21 protein-coding genes and 1 pseudogene are annotated in these 23,812 nt (G+C 67.7%); 21 read left to right on the forward strand and 1 reads right to left on the reverse strand.

Going from position 1 to position 23,812, the window contains the following annotated elements; translation table 11 throughout:
• Positions 1 to 38: 38 nt before the first annotated feature.
• Genes VE092_RS15330 through VE092_RS15415 form a run of 18 tightly spaced genes read left to right on the forward strand, consistent with a single transcriptional unit; the run spans position 39 to position 21,911 of the window.
• Positions 39 to 380, forward strand: coding sequence for a (2Fe-2S) ferredoxin domain-containing protein (locus VE092_RS15330; RefSeq protein WP_166757936.1), 342 nt, complete (start codon positions 39 to 41; stop codon positions 378 to 380).
• Positions 373 to 4,554, forward strand: coding sequence for a cobaltochelatase subunit CobN (locus tag VE092_RS15335; protein WP_324878164.1), 4,182 nt, complete (start codon positions 373 to 375; stop codon positions 4,552 to 4,554). The genes VE092_RS15330 and VE092_RS15335 overlap by 8 nt, the downstream gene beginning before the upstream one ends.
• Complete coding sequence (locus VE092_RS15340; RefSeq protein ID WP_324878166.1) at positions 4,551 to 6,581, forward strand: putative cobaltochelatase; 2,031 nt, start codon at positions 4,551 to 4,553, stop codon at positions 6,579 to 6,581. Before VE092_RS15335 ends, VE092_RS15340 begins: the two co-directional genes overlap by 4 nt.
• The gene (locus VE092_RS15345) at positions 6,527 to 7,330 is read left to right on the forward strand and encodes a cobalt-precorrin-7 (C(5))-methyltransferase (RefSeq protein WP_324878273.1); all 804 of its coding nucleotides are present in this window, start codon (positions 6,527 to 6,529) and stop codon (positions 7,328 to 7,330) included. The genes VE092_RS15340 and VE092_RS15345 overlap by 55 nt, the downstream gene beginning before the upstream one ends.
• Positions 7,327 to 8,916, forward strand: a complete 1,590-nt coding sequence (locus VE092_RS15350) for a precorrin-8X methylmutase (RefSeq protein WP_324878168.1) — start codon at positions 7,327 to 7,329, stop codon at positions 8,914 to 8,916. Before VE092_RS15345 ends, VE092_RS15350 begins: the two co-directional genes overlap by 4 nt.
• A complete protein-coding gene (gene cbiD / locus VE092_RS15355; protein WP_324878170.1) occupies positions 8,916 to 10,121 on the forward strand; it encodes a cobalt-precorrin-5B (C(1))-methyltransferase CbiD in 1,206 nt (401 codons plus the stop codon). The genes VE092_RS15350 and cbiD overlap by 1 nt, the downstream gene beginning before the upstream one ends.
• Positions 10,118 to 10,885: a precorrin-2 C(20)-methyltransferase gene (cobI, locus tag VE092_RS15360; protein ID WP_324878172.1), complete on the forward strand. Its 768-nt coding sequence runs from the start codon at positions 10,118 to 10,120 to the stop codon at positions 10,883 to 10,885. The genes cbiD and cobI overlap by 4 nt, the downstream gene beginning before the upstream one ends.
• Positions 10,882 to 11,658 (forward strand): precorrin-4 C(11)-methyltransferase, encoded by a 777-nt coding sequence (gene cobM / locus VE092_RS15365; protein WP_006713051.1) that lies wholly within the window; start codon positions 10,882 to 10,884, stop codon positions 11,656 to 11,658. The genes cobI and cobM overlap by 4 nt, the downstream gene beginning before the upstream one ends.
• On the forward strand, positions 11,655 to 12,491 hold the full coding sequence (locus tag VE092_RS15370; protein ID WP_324878174.1) for a cobalamin biosynthesis protein: 837 nt from the start codon (positions 11,655 to 11,657) through the stop codon (positions 12,489 to 12,491). Before cobM ends, VE092_RS15370 begins: the two co-directional genes overlap by 4 nt.
• Positions 12,492 to 12,511: 20 nt before the next feature.
• A complete protein-coding gene (cobJ, locus tag VE092_RS15375; RefSeq protein WP_324878175.1) occupies positions 12,512 to 14,071 on the forward strand; it encodes a precorrin-3B C(17)-methyltransferase in 1,560 nt (519 codons plus the stop codon).
• Positions 14,072 to 14,073: 2 nt separating this feature from the next.
• Positions 14,074 to 15,201 carry a GTP-binding protein gene (locus VE092_RS15380; RefSeq protein ID WP_324878177.1) on the forward strand — a complete coding sequence of 376 codons (1,128 nt, stop codon included), beginning with the start codon at positions 14,074 to 14,076 and terminating at the stop codon, positions 15,199 to 15,201.
• A gap of 25 nt (positions 15,202 to 15,226) precedes the next feature.
• A complete protein-coding gene (gene cobO / locus VE092_RS15385) occupies positions 15,227 to 15,829 on the forward strand; it encodes a cob(I)yrinic acid a,c-diamide adenosyltransferase (RefSeq protein WP_324878179.1) in 603 nt (200 codons plus the stop codon).
• Positions 15,829 to 17,163 carry a cobyrinate a,c-diamide synthase gene (locus VE092_RS15390; RefSeq protein ID WP_324878181.1) on the forward strand — a complete coding sequence of 445 codons (1,335 nt, stop codon included), beginning with the start codon at positions 15,829 to 15,831 and terminating at the stop codon, positions 17,161 to 17,163. The genes cobO and VE092_RS15390 overlap by 1 nt, the downstream gene beginning before the upstream one ends.
• Positions 17,160 to 17,858 carry a 5,6-dimethylbenzimidazole synthase gene (bluB, locus tag VE092_RS15395; protein ID WP_324878183.1) on the forward strand — a complete coding sequence of 233 codons (699 nt, stop codon included), beginning with the start codon at positions 17,160 to 17,162 and terminating at the stop codon, positions 17,856 to 17,858. Before VE092_RS15390 ends, bluB begins: the two co-directional genes overlap by 4 nt.
• Entirely contained in the window at positions 17,855 to 18,466 is a 612-nt protein-coding gene (gene cobU / locus VE092_RS15400; protein ID WP_324878185.1) for a bifunctional adenosylcobinamide kinase/adenosylcobinamide-phosphate guanylyltransferase, read from the forward strand. The genes bluB and cobU overlap by 4 nt, the downstream gene beginning before the upstream one ends.
• Complete coding sequence (gene cbiB, locus VE092_RS15405) at positions 18,460 to 19,407, forward strand: adenosylcobinamide-phosphate synthase CbiB (RefSeq protein WP_324878187.1); 948 nt, start codon at positions 18,460 to 18,462, stop codon at positions 19,405 to 19,407. The genes cobU and cbiB overlap by 7 nt, the downstream gene beginning before the upstream one ends.
• Complete coding sequence (cobD, locus tag VE092_RS15410; protein ID WP_324878189.1) at positions 19,400 to 20,422, forward strand: threonine-phosphate decarboxylase CobD; 1,023 nt, start codon at positions 19,400 to 19,402, stop codon at positions 20,420 to 20,422. The genes cbiB and cobD overlap by 8 nt, the downstream gene beginning before the upstream one ends.
• Positions 20,415 to 21,911, forward strand: a complete 1,497-nt coding sequence (locus VE092_RS15415) for a cobyric acid synthase (RefSeq protein WP_324878191.1) — start codon at positions 20,415 to 20,417, stop codon at positions 21,909 to 21,911. Before cobD ends, VE092_RS15415 begins: the two co-directional genes overlap by 8 nt.
• A gap of 69 nt (positions 21,912 to 21,980) precedes the next feature.
• Here the strand turns inward: VE092_RS15415 and VE092_RS15420 are convergent, their stop codons facing one another.
• Positions 21,981 to 22,178, reverse strand: a complete 198-nt coding sequence (locus VE092_RS15420) for a hypothetical protein (protein WP_006713029.1) — start codon at positions 22,176 to 22,178, stop codon at positions 21,981 to 21,983.
• A 331-nt stretch (positions 22,179 to 22,509) separates the two neighbouring features.
• On the opposite strand from VE092_RS15420, the pseudogene VE092_RS15425 reads away from it, so the two are divergent.
• From VE092_RS15425 to VE092_RS15435, 3 genes and pseudogenes are all read left to right on the forward strand, one after another.
• Positions 22,510 to 22,677 (forward strand): annotated as a pseudogene (locus VE092_RS15425) (PAAR domain-containing protein); the annotation flags it as partial.
• A 69-nt stretch (positions 22,678 to 22,746) separates the two neighbouring features.
• A complete protein-coding gene (locus VE092_RS15430) occupies positions 22,747 to 23,058 on the forward strand; it encodes a hypothetical protein (RefSeq protein ID WP_324878276.1) in 312 nt (103 codons plus the stop codon).
• The gene (locus VE092_RS15435) at positions 23,055 to 23,690 is read left to right on the forward strand and encodes a type VI secretion system amidase effector protein Tae4 (RefSeq protein ID WP_324878194.1); all 636 of its coding nucleotides are present in this window, start codon (positions 23,055 to 23,057) and stop codon (positions 23,688 to 23,690) included. The genes VE092_RS15430 and VE092_RS15435 overlap by 4 nt, the downstream gene beginning before the upstream one ends.
• Positions 23,691 to 23,812 lie beyond the last annotated feature (122 nt).

Raw genomic sequence — 23,812 nt, forward strand, 5'->3', positions numbered from 1 at the left:
AACGCCCATCGCGTCGCGGCGCCTCTGAAAGTGAAGCAATGAGAACTCATCACCGCCACGTGCTCATGTGCGTTGGCCCGCGCTGCACCGAGAACGGTGTCCTGGCCGAAGCCATGTTCGGCGTCCTGGGCGAGCAGATCGACGCCCGTCCCGACTTGCGCGTCAAGCGCACCCGCACCCATTGCATGGTGGCCTGCAAGGCCCAGGCACCGGTGGTGGTGGTCTATCCCGAAGGCGTCTGGTATCGCTGTGAAGACGCCAGCGCCATCGAGCGCGTGGTGGTGGAACACCTCGAAGGCGGACGCGAAGTCAGCGACCTGGTCTTCCATCGCCTGGGCAGCGGCGACGTCCATCCCGAACCGGAGCGCAGCGATGTCTGAATCAGTCACTTCAGCGACCTCAGCCGCCCGCCCGCAGATCGTCCTGCTCACCCACGCCCCGACCGACCTGGCCATGCTGGCCGCCGCCCGCAGCCAGTTGCCGGCGGACTTTCCCCCGGTGGCCGGCTACGACCTGCAAGGCCTGCACGCTGACACCGATGAACACGGGCAGCCGCGCCGCACCCTGGCTGACATGCTGCGCGAAGAGCTGTCGGCAGCGCAGGTGATCGTGCTGCGTATCCTTGGCCGCCTGGGCGCCGTCAATGGCCTGCCCGAGCTGCTGCGCGTGGCGCGTACCGAGGGCCGGCAACTGATCCTGCTGTCCGGCACCGGCGAGCCCGATGCCGAACTGGCCGCCGCCTCCACCGCGCCGGTCGATGCGCAGCAGCAGGCGCTGGCCTATTTCAACGGCGGCGGCAGCGTCAACCTGGCGCAGATGCTGCGCTGCCTGTCCGACCGCCTGCTGCTGAGCGGCTATGGCTATGCACCGGCGCAGGCACTGCCCGAACACGGCCTCTACCATCCCGACCTGGAGCAGGATGCCGGCATCGCCGACTGGCTGGCCCTGCGCGCCCGCGCACCCGCCGACAAGCCGGCCGTGGGCATCATCTTCTACCGGGCGCACTGGCTCTCGGGCAATACCGGTTTCATCGACGCGCTGGTGGCCGCGCTGGAAGCACGCAGCCTGGACGTGCTGCCGGTGTTCACCTCCTCGCTGCGGGTGTCGGCCGCCAGCGGCGGCGCCTTGCCGCCCGCGCTGCAATACTTCGGCGCCGGCCAGGTGGACCTGATCATCAACACCACCTCTTTCGCCATGGGCGAGATCACGGCCGGTGGCGTCACGCCGGCCGGCTGGTCGGTCTCGGTACTGGAGCAACTGGACCTGCCGGTGCTGCAAGCCATCACCAGCGGCATGACGCAAGACCAGTGGCAGAACTCCACGCGTGGCATGAACCCGCTGGACGCCGCCATGAACGTGGTGCTGCCCGAGTTCGACGGCCGCATCATCAGCGTGCCGCTGTCCTTCAAGGAAGTCACCGACAATGGCGCCGTGCAATACCGGGCGCTGCCGGACCGCGTGCATCGCATCGCCGGCCTGGCGCAGCGGCTGGTGCGCCTGCGCACCACGCCCAATTCGCACAAGCGCATCGCCTTCATCTTCACCAATTCCAGCAGCAAGGCCGCGCAGATCGGCAATGCCGTCGGGCTGGACGCCCCGGAGTCCTTGATGGCCGTGCTGCGCGCCCTGCAGGCCGACGGCTACGCCATCGCCGACCTGCCGGCCAGCGGTACCGCGCTGATCCATGAACTGGTGGACCGCTGTTCCTACGACGACACCCTGCTCACCGAAGACCAGTTGCGCCGCGCCGCCGCCCGCATTCCCGCTGCCCGTTACGCGCAATGGTTCGCCGCCTTGCCCTCGGCCCTGCAAGCCAGGATGGAGCGCCAGTGGGGCGCCGCGCCCGGCCAGGCCTATGTGCATGAGCAGCACCTGGCCATCGCCGGCCTCGACCTGGGCCATGCCTTCGTCGCCCTGCAGCCGCCCCGTGGCTATGGCATGGACCCGGACGCCATCTACCACCAGCCCGACCTGCCGCCCACTCACCACTACTACGCCCTGTACCGCTGGCTGGACGAAGAGTGGGGCGCCGACGCCATCGTCCACGTCGGCAAGCACGGCACGCTGGAATGGCTGCCCGGCAAGGGCGTGGGCCTGTCCGAGGCGTGCTTCCCCGATGCGCTGCTGGGCGACCTGCCGCTGTTCTATCCCTTCATCATCAACGACCCCGGCGAGGGTTCGCAGGCCAAGCGCCGCGCCCACGCCGTGGTGGTGGACCACCTGACGCCGCCGATGACCACCGCCGACAGCTATGGCGCGCTGGCCGAGCTGACGCAACTGGTGGACGAGTATTATCAGGTCGAGGTGCTGGACCCCGCCAAGCTGCCGCTGCTGCAGCAGCAGATCTGGGAACTGGTGCGGCAGACCAATCTGGATACCGACCTGCAGTACAAGCTGCTGCATCATGACCATGACCATGACCATGATCATGACCATGATCATGACCACGATCACGGCCATGGACATGCACACCACCATCACCATCCTGGCGATCACGCTCACCATGATCATGACCACCACGATCACGACCACCCGCACGAAGACGGCGAACTCCCGCACGCCCTGACCGAACTGGACGGCGCCGGCGTGGCCCACCTGATCGAGGATCTGGACGGCTACCTCTGCGAACTGGGCGCGGCGCAGATCCGCGACGGCCTGCACATCCTCGGCCGCATGCCCGATCAGGCACAGATGCCCGACATGCTGGTGGCCCTGGTCCGCCTGCCCAACCAGGACCTGCCGGGCCTGCAGGAAGAGGTGGCGCGGCTGTTCGGCCTGTCGCTGGACATGCTGCTGGAACACAAGGGCCGCCGCCTCAATATCGACGATGCCCTGGCCCGTTGCGCCGGTCGCGCCATCGTCACCCGCGCCGATGCGCTGGAGGTCATCGACGCCCTGTGCCTTGCGCTGATGCAGGCCCTGCAGCAGCAGAACTTCACTGTGCAGTCCATCGATAGCGTGCTCAAGACCGTCTTCGCTGCACTGGAGCAAGCCAGCCCCGAGCAGCGACCGCGCCTGCAACCCGCCCTGGGCAAGAGCGCCGGCAGCGTGCTGGTTGGCATGCGCGCGCTGGCACGTCCGTCGGCCACGCCGGTGAAGCGGGCCACGCCCCCCGCCGCGCACACGACGCTGGACCAGGCCAGCGGGCTGGGCCGTGTGCTGGCCTTCGCCTGCGAGCAACTGGTGCCGCGCCTGCACCAGACCAGCGAAGAAATCGGCAACCTGCTCAGCGGCCTGCGTGGTGGCTACATCCCGGCCGGCCCCAGCGGTTCGCCCACGCGCGGCATGGCGCACATCCTGCCTACCGGCCGCAATTTCTATTCGGTCGATCCGCGCAGCGTGCCCTCGCAATCGGCCTGGCGCGTGGGTCAGCAACTGGCGCGTGAAGTGCTGGCGCGCCACCACCGCGAAAGCGGCGATTACCCCGAGAGCGTGGCCATCAGCATCTGGGGTACCAGCGCCATGCGCACCCACGGCGACGACGTCGCCCAGATTCTGTCGCTGATGGGCGCACGCCCGCTCTGGCGCGCCGGCAACCGGCAAGTAGCCGGGGTCGAACTGGTGCCACTGGAAGAATTGCAGCGCCCGCGCATCGACGTCACCACCCGTATCAGTGGCTTCTTCCGCGACGCCTTCCCGCAGTTGATCGAACTCATCGACGACGCCGTGCAATTGGCCATCGCCGCCGACGAGCCGGAGCACATGAACTTCGTGCGCAAGCACTTCCTGCGCGACCTGCAGCAGGGCCTGCAAACCGGGCTGGGCCAGGCCGAGGCCGCCACCCAGGCGGCCTACCGCGTCTTCGGCGCCAAGCCCGGCAGCTACGGTGCCGGCATCCTGCCCCTGATCCAGGAAAAGAACTGGCAGGACCAGGCCGATTTCGCCGAGGCCTACATCAACTGGGGCGGCTTTGCCTACGGCCGCAAGGTGCAGGGCGCCGACCAGCGCGAGGCCTTCCGCCAGCGCCTGGCCGGGGTGCAGGTGGCCCTGCACAACCAGGACAATCGCGAGCACGACATCTTCGACAGCGATGACTACCTGCAGTACCACGGCGGCATGATCGCCACCATCCGCGCCCTGTCGGGCCAGCAGCCGCGCCATTACTTCGGCGACAGCCATGACCCGCAACGCGCCGCCGTGCGTGACCTGAAGGAAGAGACCCTGCGCGTCTTCCGCGCCCGGGTGGTCAATCCCAAGTGGCTGGCCAGCATCCGTCGCCATGGCTACAAGGGTGGCCTGGAACTGACGGCCACCGTCGATTACCTGTTCGGCTACGACGCCACCGCCCAGGTGCTGGACGACTGGATGTACCAGCAACTGGCCGAGACCTATGGCTTCGACCCGGCCATGCGTGAATTTCTGGAACAGGCCAACCCCTGGGCCCAGAACGCCATCGCCGAGCGCCTTCTGGAAGCCGCCAGCCGCGGCATGTGGCAAGAGCCGGATGCACAGACGCTGGAACAACTGCGCGCCCTCTACCTGCACAGCGAAACCCTGCTCGAAGCCCGTGGCGAAACCGTGCGCGGCAGTGAACACACCAAGGACATGCAATGAGCGCGGCCCACCCCCATCACCATCCCGGCTATCCCTTTTCAGCCATCGTCGGCCAGCCCCTGCTGAAAGAAGCACTGCTGCTGTGCGCCGTCGATCCCGGCATCGGCGGCGTACTGGTGCGCGGCGACAAGGGAACCGCCAAGAGCACCGCCGCACGCGGCCTGACCCAGGTGCTGCCGGCCATCCTGCGCAAGCCCGGTTGCGCCTTCAACTGCGCGCCCGGCCAGCCCGCTGCGGTCTGTGCGGTCTGCAGCGCGCAGGAGCCACCCACCGCCAGGTTGGCCGAGGTCCCCTTCGTCACTTTGCCGCTGGGCGCCACCGAAGACCGCGTACTGGGTTCGCTGGACCTGCAGCTAGCCCTGCAGGGCGGCCAGCGCGCCTTCCAGCCGGGGCTGCTGGCAGCGGCCCATCGCGGCATCCTCTACATCGATGAAGTCAACCTGCTGGCCGATCACCTGGTCGATGTCCTGCTGGACGTGGCTGCCATGGGCGTCAATGCGGTACAGAGAGAAGGGCTGTCGGTCAGCCATCCGGCCCGCTTCACCCTGATCGGCACCATGAACCTGGAAGAGGGCGACCTGCGCCCGCAACTGCTGGACCGCTTCGGCCTGATGGTGGAAGTGACGGCGCCCACCGACAAGTCAGTACGCGCCGAGGTGGTGCGCCGACGCATCGCCTACGAGGCCGACCCGCAGGCCTTCACCAGCCAGTGGCAGGCCCAGCAGGATGCCCTGCGCGCCCAGGTGGCCCAGGCCCAGCGCCTGCTGCCCGGCGTGGCGCTGGACGACGCCATGCTGGAACTGATCAGCCATCTCTGCTGCGAGTTCGAGGTGGCCAGCCTGCGTGCCGACATCGTCATGCACAAGACCGCCCGCGCCATCGCCGCCTTGCAGGCCCGCGCGCGCGTGACGCCCGACGACGTGCGCGCCGCCGCGCTCCTGGTGCTGCCACACCGCCGTCGTCGCAAGCCTTTCGAACAGAGCGGCATGGACCAGGACAAGCTCGACGATCTTGTCGATCAGGCGCGACAGGCGCAGGGGGAAAGCCAGGGGCAGGGCAGCGCAGGCGCACCACCCGATACCGCTCCGGATGAACAGGAAGGGCAAGAACCGCAGGATCAAAAGGAGCAGCAAGAGCAGCAAGAACAACAGAATGCAGAAGGCGAGGGTGCCCAGCAGACCTTCGCCATCGGCGCCGCTGGTCCGGCCCGCAAGATCAGCGTGGTCACGCCCACCACGAGCTTTCCGGCCTCCACGGCCAGCGGCCGCCGCAGTGCGGTGGCCGACGCCAGCCGGGGCAGCGCCCTGCGCGCCGTGCCGGACGCCAATCCGGACCGCCTGGCCGTCGGTGCTACACTGCGCAGCGCCGCCGTGCGGGGCGCCCTCGCGGGCGAGGGCGGCGAGTGCCTGCAGGTCACCCGTGAGGACCTGCATCGCCAGGTGCGCAGCGGCCGGGGCGCCAACCTGATCGTCTTCGTGGTCGATGCCTCCGGCTCCATGGCCGCGCAGCGGCGCATGGAAGCGGTCAAGGGCGCCGTGCTGGCGCTGCTGACCGACGCCTACCAGCGTCGCGACCAACTGGCCGTGATCGGCTTTCGTGGCGAACAGGCGCAACTGCTGCTGGCCCCCACCCGCAGTGCCGACCTGGCCGAGCAGGGCCTGCGCGAACTGCCCACCGGTGGACGCACGCCACTGCCGCACGCGCTGCAACTGGCGACGCAACTGCTGCAGCAGACCAGCCAGGCCAGCGATGAGCTGCCGCCGCTGCTGGTGATCCTGTCCGACGGCAAGGCGAATGTGAGCCTGCCCGGCAGCCAGGGCGACGCCTGGACGCAGACCCTGGAAGCGGCCGCCAACCTGGCCGCGCAAGGCATACCGGCGCTGGTGCTCGATACCGAATCGGGCTACCTGCGCCTGGGCCGTGCGGCCCAACTGGCCGAGGCGCTGGGTGCGCCCTGCCTGACCCTGGAACAATTGACCGGCGACGCCCTGGCGTTGACCGTGCGCGCCCAACTGGGCAAGCGCTGAAAGGAAAGACCATGATCATCTGTATCGGCGCCGGCCCCGGCGACCACTCCTATCTCACCCTGCGCGGCGCCGAACTGATCCGCAACGCCGACGTGGTGGCCGGCTTCAACGCCGTGGTCGACGTAGTCAAGGAACTGATCCCCGCCAGCGCCCAGGTGGTGCTCATGGGCTACCGCGACCAGGTCGCCAAGCTCGACGAAGTGGCGGCATTGCACCACGCCGGCAAGCGCTGCGTGGTGGTCTTCATGGGCGACATCCACTTCAGCGGCTTCCAGTACCTGGAACGCGTGGAGCGTGCCTGCGGCCATCGGGTGGAAACCCTGCCCGGCATTTCCTCGGCCCAGATCCTGGCCTCCCGCGCCCGCGTCTGCTTCGACGAGACCACCTTCATCACCTTCCACCGCCGTGGCGACCTGGAGCCCTTCAAGCGCCATCTGGTGCATGTCCTCAATGACGGTCGCAATGCCATCGTCATCCCTTGCCCCTGGGATGCGGCGCGTTCCTTCATGCCGCGCCACATTGCCAGCTATCTGCTGCAGCAGGGCGTCAGTCCCGATCACCCCACCGAGGTCTGGGAAAACCTGACCCGGGGCGACGCCGAATGGCACGGCAAGCTGGCCGATTGCGCCGATGTCGAATTCAGCGACATGAGCATCATGCTCATCCGCACCCTCGCCCCCATGGCCAGCCAGATCGAACCGCCGCCGGCAACTGCGGTGGCAGGAGCAGCGGCAGGAGGAGAGGCATGAGGGAGCTCACCCCGCAGCGGACCAGGTCGGCGGTCGTCATCGCCGGTCACGGCAGCCGCGATCCCGATTCCCTGCGCGAATTCGAGGCGCTGGTAGAACTGGTGCGCCAGCGCGCCCAGGGGCACATCGTGCGCCATGGCTACCTGGAATTCGCCGCCCCCACCATTGCCGAGGCGGCTGCCGCCTGCGTGGCCGAGGGGGCCACCGAGGTGGCCGTGGTGCCCGGCGTGCTGCTGGGCGCGCGCCATGCCAAGAACGACATGCCGGCCGAACTGCTGGCCCTGGCGCGGGATTACCCGCAGGTCGATTTCCACTTCGGCGCGCCGATGGACCTGCATCCGTTGCTGCTGCAACTGGTGCAGCAACGGGTGGTGGAGGCCGAGGCCACCTCCGAGGAAATCATCCACCGCCAGGACAGCTGCCTGGTGCTGGTCGGCCGTGGCACCACGGACCCTGATGCCAATGGCGAGATCGCCAAGCTGGCCCGCATGGTGCAGGAAGGCATGGGCTTCGGCGGCGTCAAGGTCTGCTTCTCGGGTACGGCCACGCCGCTGGTGCGCGAAGGCCTGTCGCTGGCCGCCGGCCAGGGCTGGCAGCGCCTGGTGGTACTGCCGTTCTTCCTCTTCGATGGCGTGCTGGTCAAGCGCATCTATGCCGCCGCCGACGAACAGGCCGCGCGCGAGCCCGGCGTGGAAGTGCTCAAGGCCGCCTACCTGGGCGTGCACGCCCATGTTGCCGATGTCATGCTGGAGCGCGCCCGCGAGGCCGTCGAAGGCCGCGCCGCGATGAACTGCACCCTGTGCAAGTACCGCGTGCAGATCGTCGGCTTCGAGCAGCAGGTCGGCGAGCCGCAGCGCGCCCATCATCTGCAGGTGCGTGATCTGACTGCCCGCGCCCAGTCGGCGGCGATACCGGCGCGCACCGCGCCCTACGTGCCGCATCCCATCGAGGCCGAGAGCATGGAGATCATCCAGGCCGGGCGCGACTGGAGCGGCTTCCCGCCGGAGCACCTGACCGTGCTGCAGCGCCTGGTGCATACCAGCGGTGACTTCGCCGTGGCCGATGAAATCTATTTCTCCGCCGGTGCTGCCCAGGCCGGCGTGAAGGCCCTGCTGCGCTGCAAGCGCGTGGTCACCGATGTGACCATGGTGCAGACCGGCTTGAAGCGCGCCGTGCTGGAACAGCTGGGCGTGGAGACCTGGTGCGGCGTTCATGATCCGGAGTCGCACCTGATGGCCCAGAACCTGGGCATGACCCGCTCGGCGGCCGGCATCCGGCGCGCCTGGCAGAAGTTCGGCAACGATATCGTGCTGGCCATCGGCGACGCGCCCACCGCCATCACCGAAGCCGTGCGCCTGATCCGCGAACACGGCTGGCGCCCGCAACTGGTGATCGGCCTGCCGGTCGGCTTTGTCGGCACCCGCGAGAGCAAGGACGAGCTGCGCCGCTGCCTGCAGGTGCCGCGCATCACCAACAGCGGCACCCGGGGCGGCTCGCCCTGGGCTGCCAGCGTGGTCAATGCCCTGATGATCGACGCCATCGCCTGGCTGGTGCAGCAGGAAGCGCAAGCCGAAGGCGTGCAGTGATGGACCACCCGGGCGAACTGCAACGCGCCGAATATGACCTGGCCGTGCTCGCCCCCAATGGTCTGCGACGTGGTCGCAGCACCGGCAGTTGCGCCACGGCGGCGGTGCGCGCCGCGCTCTATCGCCTGCTGGGCGGCGTGACGCTGCAACAGACCGACGTCAGCCTGCCCGATGGCCGGCATTACCTGTGTGTGCCGATCAAGGCGGTGCGCATGGTGGAAGAGGGCATGGCCGAAGCCGAAGTCCTCAAGGACGGCGGCGACGATCCCGACAACACCCATGGCGCCACCATCGTCGCCCAGGTGCGGCGCAATGCGCTAGGCGAGGTCCGCTTCTTCGCCGGCGAAGGCGTAGGCACGGCCACCATGCCTGGTCTGCGCGTGGCCGTCGGCGAGCCTGCTATCAACCCGGTGCCGCGTGCCATGATGCGTGCTGCCGTCGCCGAGGTATGGGAAGAACTGCAGCCCGACCCGGCCGACATGCCCGGCTTCGACCTGCACATCGGTTGCCGCGAGGGCCGGGCCATCGCGCCCAAGACCTTCAACCCCAAGCTGGGCATCGTGGGTGGCATCTCCATCCTGGGCACCTCCGGCATCGTCGAACCGATGTCGATGGCCTCCTGGATCGCCTCCATCGAGGTCTATATCCGCGTGGCGCTGGCAGCCTGCACGCCTGGTGACGATGAGGGGGATGCCGTGGCCTACCTGCCGGGCAAGATCGGTCGCGTCTTCGTGGCGCAGACCCTGGGCCTGCCGGACAAGCGTAGCGTGCAGATCGCCAATTTCCTTGGCGATGCGCTCGACTTCACGCAGCAGGCCCTGAGCGAAGAGGGTCGCAGGCTGCCGCTGCTGTGGCTGGCCGGCCATCCCGGCAAGCTGGCCAAGGTGCTGGATGGCGTGTGGGACACCCATTCCAGCAAGAGCAACATGGCCATGCAGGGCGTGGCCCGCGTGGCGCAAGACATGAATGCAGCAGGCGAGGGCGAGCTGTTCTCCCCCGCGCTGTTGCAGCAGATGAAGGAAGCCAATACGGTGGAAGCAATCATAGAGCTGGTCCGCCAGCAGGATGCCGCGCTCTCGCGCCGCCTCTGGAGCGGGATCGAAAGCCGCATCGCCGCGCTGGCGCAGGCCCGCGTACCGGCGGTCTCGCGCATCGAAGTGCGCCTGTTCGACCTCGACGGTCGTCACCTGGGAGCGCTGGCATGACGGATCCCAAGACCGGTCGCCTGACCGGCATCGGCGTCGGCCCCGGCCCGGCCGGCTACCTGCCGCTGGCGGCGCTGGCCGCATTGCGCAGCGCCGACCTGATCTACATTCCCCGGGCGCGTGGCGCCGACCTGTCGGTCGCCCTGCAATGCCTGGAAGGCGTGGAGTTCGACCGCAGCCGCCTGCGCGAGATCGAGTTCAACATGGACCCCGACCGCCAGGTCCTGCAAGAACACTACGCCCAGCTGGGCCAGCAACTGGCGGCGCAACTGCGCGCCGGTCAGCGACTGGTGTACCTCACCATCGGCGACGCGCTGACCTACTCGACCTATGGCTATGTGCTGGCGGCCGTGCGCGACCTCTATCCGCAATGTGACTGCGTCACCTTGCCCGGCATCACCAGCTACGCGGCCGCTGCGGCGGCGCTGGAATGGCCGTTGGGTGTGGGCAAGGAGCGCACCCTGATCCTGCCCTGCCCGGAAGATGCCGCCACGCTGCGCGCCGAGATCGAGAGCCACGACATCGTCGTGCTGATGAAGGTCGGCGCGCGCCTGCCGTGGGTGCTGGACCTGCTGCGTGAAATGGACATCGCCCGACACTGCGGCTTTGCCCGCCGCATCGGCCTGGAAGGGGAAGTGCTGGCCAGCGACCTGAGTACGCTCGATGCGGCCGAGGCCAGCGGCTACCTAGCCGTGCTGCTGATCCGCAAGACCGCGCAGGCGCAGCGCCATCGCCCGCCCGCATCATTGAAAGGAAGTGCATGAAAGTCTATTTCGTCGGCGCCGGCCCCGGTGCGGCCGACCTCATCACCCTGCGCGGTGCGCGCCTGCTGGGCCAGGTGCAGATGGTGCTGTATGCCGGCTCGCTGGTGCCCACCGCCTTGCTGGAACATTGTCGCGCCGATGCCGAGATCATCGACACCGCCGCGCTCGACCTGGAACAGCAACAGGCTTGCTATGAACGCGCCCGGGAGCAGGGCATCGACGTCGTGCGCCTGCATTCCGGCGACCCCGCCATCTATGGCGCCACCGCCGAACAGATGCGCCGCCTCGACGCGCTGGGCATCGCCTACGAGGTGGTGCCGGGCGTGTCCTCCTTCACGGCAGCCGCCGCTGCGGTCTCGGCCGAGCTGACCAAGCCCGAGGTATCGCAGAGCGTGATCCTGACCCGCGTCTCCGGCCGCGCCTCGGCCGTGCCGGAATCCGAATCGATCGCCTCCCTGGCCGCGCACCGCGCCACGATGTGCATCTTCCTCTCCGGCCCGCACCTGAAGAAGATCGTCACCGACCTGCTGCTGCACTATCCGCCCGAGACCCCGGTGACCCTGGTCTATCGCGCCACCTGGCCCGAGCAGCGTGTCTACCAGGGACAACTGGATCGCGTGCTGGAAGAGAACAAGCGCGGCGAATGGAACCTGACCACCATGATGCTGGTGGGCGCGGCGCTGGACAAGGCACAGGTGGCCGAGTCCAGCCTCTATTCCAAGGACTTCACGCATCTGTTCCGCGTGGTGAAGAAGAACAAGGACGCCGCATGAACCCGCCGGTCGCCCTGCCTGAACTCGGCCTGTGGCCAGTGCGCGTCGAAGCCGCGCCGCTGGCCATGTACCTGCAGGACAGGCTGGGCGGCCCGTCGGGTCAGCTGCGCCAGTCCTGCCAGTTGTACCAGCCCTGGCTCAATAGCGAGGCAGGCACATCGCAGTCGCAGCGCCAGCAGTTCGCGCTGGCCTATCGCCGCCATCGCCAGTGGATCATGATCGGCGCCACCGGCATCGCCGTGCGTTTCCTCGACGGCCTGCCGCAGGACAAGCACAGCGACCCGGCCGTGGTGGTGGTGGATGAAGCGGCCCGCTTCGCCATCGCGCTGCTGGCTGGCCACGAGGGTGGGGCCAACAGCCTGGCCTATCGGGTGGCGCAGGTGACGGGCGCGCAGCCGGTCGTGACCACCGCCACCGAAGCCGTCAAGCCGCTGGTGCTGGGCATAGGCTGCCGCAAGCTGGCTTCGGTCGAACAGATCGGTGCGGCCGTCGCGCAGGCGCTGCAGCAATGCCCCGGCGCCACACTGGCCCAGGTGCGCGAAGTCGCCACCATCGACCTCAAGGCCGAGGAACCCGGCCTGCTGGCCTTCTGCGCCACCCATGGCTTGCCGCTGCGGGTGATCGCCCGCGAGCAGATCGCCCGGCGCGCCTGGGTGAGCAAGCCCTCGGAGTGGGTGCGGCAGAACATCGGCGTGGACGGCGTGTGCGAACCGGCGGCGCTCATCGCCAGCCCGCGTGGCCGCCTGTTGCTGGGCAAGACGGCGCTGGATGGGGTGACGGTGGCCATCGTGGATGATGGCCAGGGCTGGCGCAGTTTCGTACAAAATCCGTAAATCATTTGCAGGAAAACAGGATGGAAGCAGTCAAGAAAAAAGGCGTATTGAACCTGGTCTCGGTCGGCCCCGGTTTCGAAGAGATGATCATCCCGCGTGCCATCGAGGCCTTGCGCGAGAGCGAGGTCATCGTCGCCTACGAGTTGTACCTGCGCTGGATCGCCGCGCACATCGAGGGCAAGGAAATCCACACCCCGCCGCTGACGCAGGAGCGCGAGCGCGCCCTGCTTGCCATCGAACAGGCGCGCGCCGGGCGCCGGGTGGCGCTCATCTCCAGCGGCGACATCGGCATCTACGCCATGGCCGCGCTGGCTTTCGACGACATGCGCGAGGACGATACCTTTGAAGTCAATGTCATCCCCGGCGTGACCTCGGCCAATGCCTGCGCATCGCTCCTGGGCTCGCCGTTGTCGCACGACTTCGCCACGCTGTCGCTGTCCAACCTGCTATGCCCGTGGTCATGGATCGAACAGCGCGCCAGCCACATCGCCCAGGCCGACCTGGCCTGCGTGCTCTACAACGTGCAGAGCGCCGGCCGGCAGGAGGGCGTCTATCGCATCCTGCAGCTGATGCTGCAGCACAAGGCCCCGCATACCCTGTGCGGCGTGGTGCGCAATGCCTACCGCCCGGGCCAGCAGGTCGCCATCCATCGCCTGGATGAATTGCCGGGCCTGCAGTTCGACATGCTGACCTCGATCGTCATCGGCAACCGCTTCACCCAGCGCAAGCGCGACTGGATTTTCACCCCGCGTGGCTACAACGACTGGAGCGAAGAATCGCAGGCCCAAGCCGCCGCTCAATTGCCAGCACAGGCGGTGTGGGTGTTCGCCGGCACCAGCGACGGCAATGCGCTGGCCGCCGAGCTGGCCGGGCAGGGCCGCAGCGTCGTGGTTTCCACCGCCACCGACTATGGCGGCCAACTGGCGCGTGGCGATTGCCCGGGCGTGTTCGTCTGGTCCGGGCGCCAGGGCGTGGAGGCGCGTCGCCAGGCCCTGCGCGACAGCCAGGCCCGGGTGCTGGTGGATGCCACCCATCCCTTTGCGGTGCAGATGTCGCAGCAACTGATGTCGCTGGCGCAGGAGCTGGGTATTCCCTACCTGCGCTATGAGCGCCCCGGCGAGATCGCCGCCGATGATCCCCACGCCTGCACCGACATGCAGGAGGCCGCCGCCCGGGCCATTGCCATGGGGCGCCGCATCTTCCTGGCCACCGGCTCCAAGGATCTGGCAACCTTCCTGCATGCCAGCGGCGCGCAGGAGCGCCAATGGTTCGCCCGTGTCACGGCCGACCCAGACTTCCTGCGTCGCGCCCTGGAACTGGGCCTGCCGCGTGCGCAGCTGTGCGCCATGCAGGGGCCGTTCTCGCAAGCCTTCAACGAAGCACTGTGGCGCGACTGGGGTATCGATTGCGTGGTCACCAAGGACTCCGGCGAGGCCGGCGGCTACCGGGCCAAGGTCGCGGCAGCGCGCGCCCAGGGCATCCCCCTGCTGACGGTGCGCCGTCCGCGCCTGGACTACCCGCAGGTCACCCATGATTTCGCCGAAGTCCACGCCCGCCTGGCGGCACTGGCGGGAGCCTGACGATGAGCGCCGCATTGGCTACTGCCATGCCGCCCATCCCGGTGACCGTGGTCACCGGCTTCCTCGGGGCCGGCAAGACCACGTTGCTGCGTGCCCTGGTGCAGCGTCGCCAGTCGCGCCGGCTGGCCTTGCTGATCAATGAATTTGGCGAGGTCGCCATCGACGGCGACCTGCTGCGCGCCGAGGGCGATGGGCAGGGACAGGTGCAGATCCAGGACTTTGCCCATGGCCTGATCGCCTATGGTGAGGACGAGCAGTTCGTGCCAGCCATGCTGGCGCTGGCCGCCCGCCGTGCGCAGATCGATCACGTGCTGATCGAAACCTCCGGCCTGGCCCTGCCCAGCGCCGTGATGGAGGTGCTGCAGTCGCCCGAGCTGGCGCCGCACTTCGTGCTGGACGCCACCCTGGCCGTGGTCGATACCCCCTTGCTGCTGGAAGAGGCCTTCGCCAGTGGCGACGTGGTACGCGATGCCACCGCCAGCCTGTTCCGCCAGCAACTGGAATGCGCCGACGTGGTGGTCCTCAACAAGATCGACGGCATGGACGAAGCGCCCTTGCTGCAGGCCGAAGCGACCGTGCGCGCACTGGCGCCCAATGTGCGCTTCCTGGAACTGGCCTATGGCGCCCGGCTGGATATCCGCCTGGCACTGGGCCTGCGCCTGCACCAGGCGGGCGCGACCGTGCATCACCACTACACGCCGGTGGGCATGCCGGGCGAGCGTGCCACGGTCGCGGCCGACCAGCGCCGCTTCAACGGCCATGCCCACTCCGGCCTGGGTGCGCACAGTCACGGGCTGTCCACCCACAAGCACTTCCACGAGCAAGACCCCGGCTGGCAATCCTTCACGCTGCGCAGCACGGGGCCGCAGGACCCGGAGCGCCTGCGCCAGGCCGTGGCGGCCGCCGCCCTGGCCGAGCCCATCCTGCGCGCCAAGGGCTTCGTGCACAGCGCCGCCGGCCCGCTGCTGCTGCAGGCGGTGCGCGCCCGCGTGGTGGCCGCCGCCAGCGGGCAGGGCGGTGCCGCCAGCCACGATGGCAAGCATAGCGAACTGGTCTTCATCGGCTACCATCCCAGTCGCAGCAACGTCGCCCGCATCCTTGCCGAGCGCACCGGTGCCGACTGGACCTGAACGAATCTTTGGAAAGAACCCGACCGTGAAAACCGATCCCGACTCCCACAAGCGCATGACCCAGCGCCACAAGGAAGGCTTTGAAAAGAAGAAGGCCGCTGCCCAGCTGGAAAAGGGGCTGCTGATCGTCCACACCGGCACCGGCAAGGGCAAGTCCAGCGCCGCCTTCGGCATGGGCATGCGCATCCTCGGCCATGGCATGAAACTGGGCGTGGTGCAGTTCATCAAGGGCGCGCTCTACAGCGCCGAACGCGACTTCCTGGGCAGCCATGCGAATTGCGACTTCCACGTCGTCGGCGCGGGCTATACCTGGGATACCCAGGACCGCGAGGCCGACATGCGCACCGCTGCGCGCGGCTGGGCCGAGGCGCTGCGCATGATCAACGACCCCAGCTATGACATGGTCATCCTGGACGAACTCAACATCGTCCTGAAATACCAGTACCTCGATCTGGAAGAAGTGCTGCGCGTCTTCGCCGGCCGCCGCGAGATGCTGCACATCGTCGTCACCGGCCGTCACGCCCCCGAGGCGCTGATCGACCAAGCCGATCTGGTCAGCGAGATGCGCCCCGTGAAGCACCCCTACAAGGAGCAGGGCGTGAAGGCGCAGAAAGGCGTGGAATTCTGATGTCCGATCTTCATCACAGCTGCCCGGCACTGTTCATCTCGGCCCCGGCCTCCGGCCACGGCAAGACCACCATCACGGCCGCGCTGGCGCGTCTCTATCGCAGCCAGGGCAAGCGCGTGCGGGTCTTCAAGACCGGCCCCGACTTCCTCGATCCCATGGTGCTGGAGCAGGCCAGCGGCCAGCCGGTGGTCAATCTCGACCTGTGGCTGGGCGGCGAAGACCACTGCCGGCGCCAGGTGGCGCTGGCTGCGGCCGAGGCCGACGTGCTGCTGGTAGAGGGTGTCATGGGCCTCTACGATGGCGAACCCAGCAGTGCCGACCTGGCCCAGTTGCTGGGCATCCCGGTGGTGGCGGTGATCAATGCGCGAGGCATGGGCCAGACCATCGGCGCGCTGGCGCAGGGTCTGCTGGCCTACCGGCCCGAACTGAAGTTTGCCGGCGTGCTGGCCAATGGCGTGGCCAGCCCACGTCATGCGCAGATGCTGCGCCAGGGCCTGCGTAACGCCCGGCCATCGGTACCGCTGCTGACCGGCTTGCAGCGCGACATGCAGTTCGCCCTGCCGGAGCGCCACCTCGGCCTGGTGGCCGCACCCGAGATCGCCGACCTCGATGCGCGCCTGGACGCGGTGGCCGAGCGCATGTCCAGCACCTCCCTGGCCACGCTGCCGGACCCGGTGGACTTCGGCGTGCCACCGCCGGAGCGCGAATTCCCGCGCCTGCTGGAAGGCAAGACCATCGCCGTGGCGCGCGACCTGGCGTTTTCCTTCATCTACACCGCCAACCTGGAATTGCTGCAGCAGATGGGTGCCAGCCTGGCCTTCTTCTCGCCGCTGGCCGATGATCCCTTGCCGCCCTGCGATGCGGTGTGGCTGCCGGGTGGCTATCCCGAGCTCTACCTCGCCACGCTGCAGGCCGCGCAGGTCACCCAGTCCGGCCTGCGCGCGCATGCGGCTGCCGGCAAGCCGCTCTACGCCGAGTGCGGCGGCATGCTGTTCCTGCTGGAGGGCATCGTCGGCCAGGACGGCCGCAGCGGCCAGATGTGCGGCGTGCTGCCCGGTCAGGCCACGGTGCAGCCACGCCTGCAGGGGCTGGGTTACCAGACCCTGAAGTTGAACCTGCCGGGCGCCGTGGGCGAGCATCTGCGCTGCCACACCTTCCACTATTCGCGGGCGGTGGTGGGCGCGCAATTCATGGCACGGGGCGAGCGCCTGTTCGACTCTTCCGAGGGCGAGGTGGTCTATCGCCAGCAACAGGTCACCGCCAGCTACCTGCACGCCTATTTCCGTTCCGCCCCGCGTACCGTGGCAGCCCTGCTGGGAGGCGCGGTCGCATGAATCCGACGGCCTCGCCCCAGCCAGCCTCGCCCCTGCCGGCCCATCGCTATCCGCAGGAGCAGATCGACGCCCTCTATCGCGTCATCCGCGAGCGGCGCGACATGCGCCACTTCCTGCCTGATCCGGTCGAACCGGCCCTGCTGGAACGCCTGCTGCAGGCCGCGCACCAAGCGCCCAGCGTGGGTTTCATGCAGCCCTGGCGCTTCATCCGCATCGCGGACCGCGACCTGCGCCAGGCCATCCACGCACTGGTCGAGCAGGAACGCGTGGCCACCGCGCAGGCACTGGGCCAGCGCGAGGACGAGTTCATGCGCCTGAAGGTGGAAGGCATCCTGGAGTGCGGCGAAGTGCTGGTCGCCGCCCTGATGGACCACCGCGAAGCCCACCTCTTCGGCCGCCGCACGCTGCCGCAGATGGACCTGGCCTCGCTCTCCTGCGCGCTGCAGAACATGTGGCTGGCCGCCCGTGCCGAAGGCCTGGGCATGGGCTGGGTATCGCTGTTCGATCCGCTGGCCCTGGCGCAGTTGCTGCAGATGCCGGCCGGCGCCGAGCCGGTGGCGGTGCTGTGCCTGGGCCATGTCCCCGCCTTCTACGAACGGCCCATGCTGGAACAGGAGCAATGGGCCACACGCCAGTCACTGGCCGATCTGGTCTACCAGGACCGTTGGCCCGCCCAGGGAGAACCGCAAGCATGAAGCCCGCTTCCCGCCCGCCGCAACGCACCCTGGTGTTCGGCGGCGCCCGCTCCGGCAAGAGCGCACATGCCGAGAAACTGGCGCTGGCCGCCTGGCAGGCCGGCGCCGGCGAGATCGTCTATCTCGCCACCGCCAGCCGTCGCGCCAGCAGTGACGATGCCGAGATGCAGGCCCGCATCGACCACCACCAGCAACGCCGCCTGACCTTGGGTGGCCCATGGCGCACGGTGGAAGAACCGCTGGCCCTGGGCCAGGCCCTGCGCGACCACAGCCGCCCCGATCGCGTGGTGCTGGTCGATTGCCTGACCGTGTGGCTGGCCAATCTGCTGTTTGCCGACGGCATTGAATTTCCTGAACTGGGGCCGATCAACCCGCCACCGGCATTCACGCTGCAGCGGGTGGATTTCCTGCGCGCCTTGCAGGAGGTCGCGGGGCCGGTGATCATCGTTTCCAATGAAGTGGGCATGGGCATCATCCCGCAGGGCGCCATCTCGCGCTGGTTCGTGGATGAGGCCGGCCGCCTGAACCAGTCCGTGGCCGCCCTCTGCGAACGGGTGCAATGGGTCGCCGCCGGGCTGCCCCTGAGCCTGAAGGACAGTACATGCTGAGCGGCCTGTCCTGGCCCTGGCTGGCCGTGCTGATGGCGCTCGGCGTGGCGCTGGACCTGGCCCTGGGCGAGGCGCGTCGCTGGCATCCGCTGGTCGGTTTCGGCAACCTGGCCAAGGCCATCGAGCGCACCCTCAACCAGCGCCCGGCATTGCGCCTGCGCGGCGTGCTGGCCTGGAGCCTGGCGGTGCTGCCGCCGGTGCTGTTGGCCGCCTGGCTGCTGGCGGCCGCACCCTGGTGGCTGGCCGCCTTGCTGCATGCGGCGCTGCTGTATTTCTGCATCGGCCTGCGCAGCCTGCGCGAACATACCCTGCCCATTGCCCAGGCACTGGCCATCGGCGACCTGCCGCAGGCACGCCGCCTGACCTCCTACATCGTCAGCCGCGATACGCGTCAATCCAGTGAGCAGGACCTGGCCAAGGCCGGCGTCGAATCGCTGCTGGAGAATGGCAACGACGCCGTCTTCGGCACGCTGTTCTGGTTCCTGGTGGCCGGTGGCCCCGGCGCCTTGCTGTTCCGCCTGGCCAATACCCTGGATGCGATGTGGGGCTACCGCACGGCGCGCTTCCTGCACTTCGGCTGGGCCGCAGCACGCATCGACGATGCCTTGAACTGGCTGCCGGCACGCCTGACCGCCTTGTCCTACGCCTGGCTCGGCAAGCGGCGCCAGGCCATGGCCTGCTGGAAGGAACAGGCCCCGGCCTGGAGCAGCCCCAATGCCGGGCCGGTGATGGCCGCAGGCGCCGGCGCACTGGGCCTGGCCCTGGGCGGGCCGGCGATCTATGACGGCGAACTGGAACAGCGTCCGCCACTGGGGCGCGGCCCCATGCCGCAAGGGCCGGACATCGTTCGCGCCTGGCGACTGGTGGCCATGAGCACGGCCCTATGGCTGGCCGTCATCAGCGCCGTGGCGCTGCTCTGCCTGGGAGGCCTGCATGCTTGAACACGGCGGCAACCTCACCGACGCGGCGCGCCACTACGGCCGCCCCCGCAGCCAATGGCTGGACCTGTCCACCGGCATCAATCCGCGTCCCTATCCGGCGCCTGCCATCGCCGCCGACGCCTGGCACCGCCTGCCCGAAGCCTCGCCGGCGTTGGAACAGGCCGCCTGCGCCTACTACGGTGCGCCCCGCATGCTGGCCGTGGCCGGTACCCAGGCCGCCATCCAGGCACTGCCGCAACTGCGCCTGCGGCAGGACGGACGCCCGGCCCAGGTGGTAGTGGCCGCGCCCATCTACGCCGAACATGCGCACTGCTGGCAGCGCGCCGGCCATGCGGTGCGCGAAGTCCCGTACGCCGTGCTGGACGAGGCAGTGCAGGGCGCTGCCTGCGACGTATTGGTGTTCTGCAATCCAAACAATCCCACCGGCGCAAGGGTGGCCCCGGCCCAGCTCCTGCAATGGGCCGCGCACCTGGCCGCACGCGGTGGCTGGCTGGTGGTGGACGAAGCCTTCGGCGATACGTTGCCCGGGCAGAGCGTGGCCGCCCACACTGCGGCCCACACGGCCACCTCCGGCCTGATCGTATTGCGCTCGGTGGGCAAGTTCTTTGGCCTGGCCGGCCTGCGGCTGGGCTTCGTCGCCGCCGCGCCGGCGCTGCTGGATGCGCTGGCTGACTGGCTGGGACCCTGGACCATCAGCGGCCCGGCCCAGCAGATCGGCTGCGCCGCACTCGGCGACATCCAGTGGCAGCAGGCCACCCTGCAGCAACTGCTGGCCGCCGGCGAGCGCCTGCAGACCCTGCTGGCCGCCCACGGCATCGCCTCCCATGGCACTGCGCTGTTCCAGTGGTGGCCGGAACCGCAGGCCGTGGCGTTTCACCAGGCCATGGCGCAAGAGGGCATCTGGGTGCGCCTCTTCACCCGTGGTGCCGGTGGCATCCGCCTTGGCCTGCCGCCTGACGAAGCCGGTTGGGAGCGGCTGCAACAAGCCCTGCATAGATGGAGCCGACGTGGCTGATTTCCCCTTCCACACCCTGATGATCCAGGGCACCACCTCGGACGCCGGCAAGAGCACCCTGGCCGCTGCCCTGTGCCGGCTGCTGAAGAAGGACGGCATCGCCGTGGCTCCGTTCAAGCCGCAGAACATGGCCCTGAACAGCGCCGTCACCGCCGACGGCGGCGAGATCGGCCGCGCCCAGGCCCTGCAGGCCCAGGCCGCCGGCATCGCCCCGCATACCGACATGAACCCGGTCCTGCTCAAGCCCTCCAGCGACACCGGCGCCCAGGTCATCGTGCACGGCAAGGTGCGCGCCGACATGAACGCCCGCGACTACCACCGCTACAAGACCGAGGCCATGCAGGCCGTGCTGCAATCCTATGCCCGCCTGCGCGCGCACTATGCCTGCGTCATCGTCGAAGGCGCCGGCAGCCCGGCCGAGATCAACCTGCGCGCCCGCGACATCGCCAACATGGGCTTTGCCGAAGCAGTCGATTGCCCGGTCATCATCGTGGCCGACATCGACCGTGGCGGTGTCTTCGCACACCTGACCGGCACCCTCGATTGCCTCTCCGAGAGCGAGCGCGAGCGCGTGGTCGGCTTTGTCATCAACCGCTTCCGGGGCGACATCAGCCTGCTGCAAGGCGGGCTGGACTGGCTGGAGCAACGCACCGGCAAGCCGGTCCTGGCGGTGCTGCCCTACCTGCACGGCCTGCAGCTGGACGCCGAAGATGCGGTCGCCGCCACGCAGGAGCACAAGGGGGAGTTCCGCGTGGTGGTACCGGTCTTCCCGCGCATCAGCAACCACACCGACTTCGACGCGCTGCGCGCCCATCCCGACCTCGACCTGCGCTTCATCGGCCCCGGCCAGCCGATTCCCCCGGCCGACCTCATCATCCTGCCCGGCAGCAAGAACACCCGGGGCGACCTGCAATGGCTGCGCCAGCATGGCTGGACCGAAGCCATCACCCGCCACCTGCGCTATGGCGGCAAGCTCATCGGCATCTGCGGCGGTTTCCAGATGATGGGCGAGCGCATCGACGACCCGCATGGCGTGGAAGGTACCCCCGGCAGCAGCGCCGGCCTGGGCCTGCTCGCCATGCACACCGAACTGACGCAGGAAAAGCGCCTGCTGCAGGTCAGCGGCCACTGCAACTTCGATAACTTCGGTAACTTCGGCAATCCCGGCCAGGGCAACGCCAGCGTGCGCGGCTACGAAATCCACATGGGCGTTTCACACGGTGCTGCGCTGGAGCGACCGGCCTTCGTCATCGAAGGGCGGGGCGAGGGCGCACAATCGGCCGATGGCCAGTTGCTGGGCAGTTACCTGCACGGCATGTTCGACCATCCGCAGGCACTGGCCGCCTTGCTGGCGTGGGCCGGCCTCAAGGACGCCGCCGCGCTGGACCTGGACGCCCTGCGCGAAGCCAGCCTGGAACGCCTGGCCGAGGCCACCCGCCCTCTCTACGACGCCCTGCGCGCACTCTCCACGCGCTTTGGCCGCGACTGAACCATGAAAAGAAAATCCCGGCCTTGCGGGCCGGGATGCTGGTGGTAGGGGAGGTTGGCGGGACCTGCTTCAGGCCAGGGCTTCCTTGGCGGCTTCTTCCGGGGTCAGGCCGTCGTAGAACAGATCGGTGAACCACTCCACCTGTTCTTCGATGTGCTCCTGCGCCTGGTCCAGCGTGGCGCCGCCCTTGACCAGGAATTGCTCGACTTCGGTACACCATTGGATCAGGGCTTCGGTTTCCGGGTCCAGTTTCTCTTTCTTGGGCATGATGACTCCTTGCTTCGGTGATGATGGGCGTAAGTGCCCTGTGCAAGGATAGGGCAAAGCGCCCGCTCATGTGAAATTTTCTTCAGGCGCCCGCCGATCCCATCTCGTATTTCGCCTGGAAAAGTGCCCCTCTTTTACGAGCAATCGATCTGATTGTTTCGGTGTTTTCAAGCTATTTCTCCTGTGTTTTCCGGGTTGCCGAAGCGGCATGCAAAATGCCCGGTTCTCGGCCATGGCACTCGTTCCATGGATCCCAATCGCACAATCAAACACAGGGGAATAGCATGCAGCGAAAGACCAATGGATCCACCTTATGTGCGCGAGGTGACGCATGAGAATCATAGGGTGGGTAAGGGAGGGCGACGCGACGGCCTGCGGTGGCCGTGTCGCGGAAGGCGATCAACGGGTCAAGAGCAGGGGACGTGCCTATGCCTTCCAGGGGGCGCGCATTGCCTGTGAGAAGGGGTGTGTCATCGCTGAAGGATATGGGCGTGCCAGACTGACGAACGGGCAATCAAGGGTTCTTCACGGCATGCGCAGTACGAATGGCTGCCCATGCTATTCCACCTTGAACGACGTGGATGGCGTGTCCGATGTCGGTGCTTCGCCCGTATCGGAGCGATATCTCCCCGACGAGCAGGGCCGATCGATTTCCGGCGATCAACAGCCTGTGGCAGAGCGGTTTGACGAACGCTTCAGGTTGCAGGCTTCCGGAGTGGAAGGGGTGCCGTATTACGCCGTTCTCCCAGACGGACGAAGCATTTCCGGCCGTTTTGGGGCAGATGGACTGATGCCCAGGATCGCGACTTTGCGTGCCGACAATCTGGTGATCTATTGGGGAGATGATGCCCTGGTCATGATGGAAGGAGCGGGCCAGTGAGAGCGCAGAAGCGGATTCAGCAAGCACGTATCCGAACCAACTCCGTCAAGGATTCACTATGCAGTGTTGAAGTGCCGGCCGTACGTTTCGCGGATTTGTGGCGCAACTATGTGAGCGGCAATCCGTACAAGCCAGATGGGTCGGAAAGCGAGGAATACGGCAACCAGTGTGCGATTCGCATCAGCGCCACCTTGCATAAGGTGGGCATAGAAATGCGGTCGTTCTCCCAGAAATCCGTCAAGCCCATGGCAGGGCGCAAGACCCTCGGGCGCATACTGCTGGACGGAAAGCCCGCCGCGACCCGAGCGCAGGAATTGGCCGAATGGCTCAAGCTGCAGCCATTCTGCGGCTTACCGCCGGAGCCGGAAAATATCACAGGCCAGGACTGGGAAGCGAAAATCAAGGGCAGAACCGGCATCATCATGTTCCATGCCTATTGGTACCGTTCTGGTGAAACAGTACCCAGCGGCGGCCACATCGATCTATGGAACGGCTCCCGGCTGACCTATAACGGCATCACTGGCACGGTCGAAACCTTTGCGCGATTCCATCTGGGGATACATCGGCCTTGGCTGCCACTCTATTCCGACCTGCGTAGTGCCCAACTGATTCTGTTTTTTTTCATTCCATGATGCTTGCTAATGTCCGAGGATTTCTCCTCGGCACCGGGGTAGGCCTGGTCATTGACCTGATCCCGCATGCCCTCGAATCCGTCTTGCCTATCACCCTGTGCCGTGAGTCCTGTGGCAATACG

Source organism: Herbaspirillum sp. (genome assembly GCF_035644555.1).
Classification (GTDB): domain Bacteria; phylum Pseudomonadota; class Gammaproteobacteria; order Burkholderiales; family Burkholderiaceae_D; genus Herbaspirillum.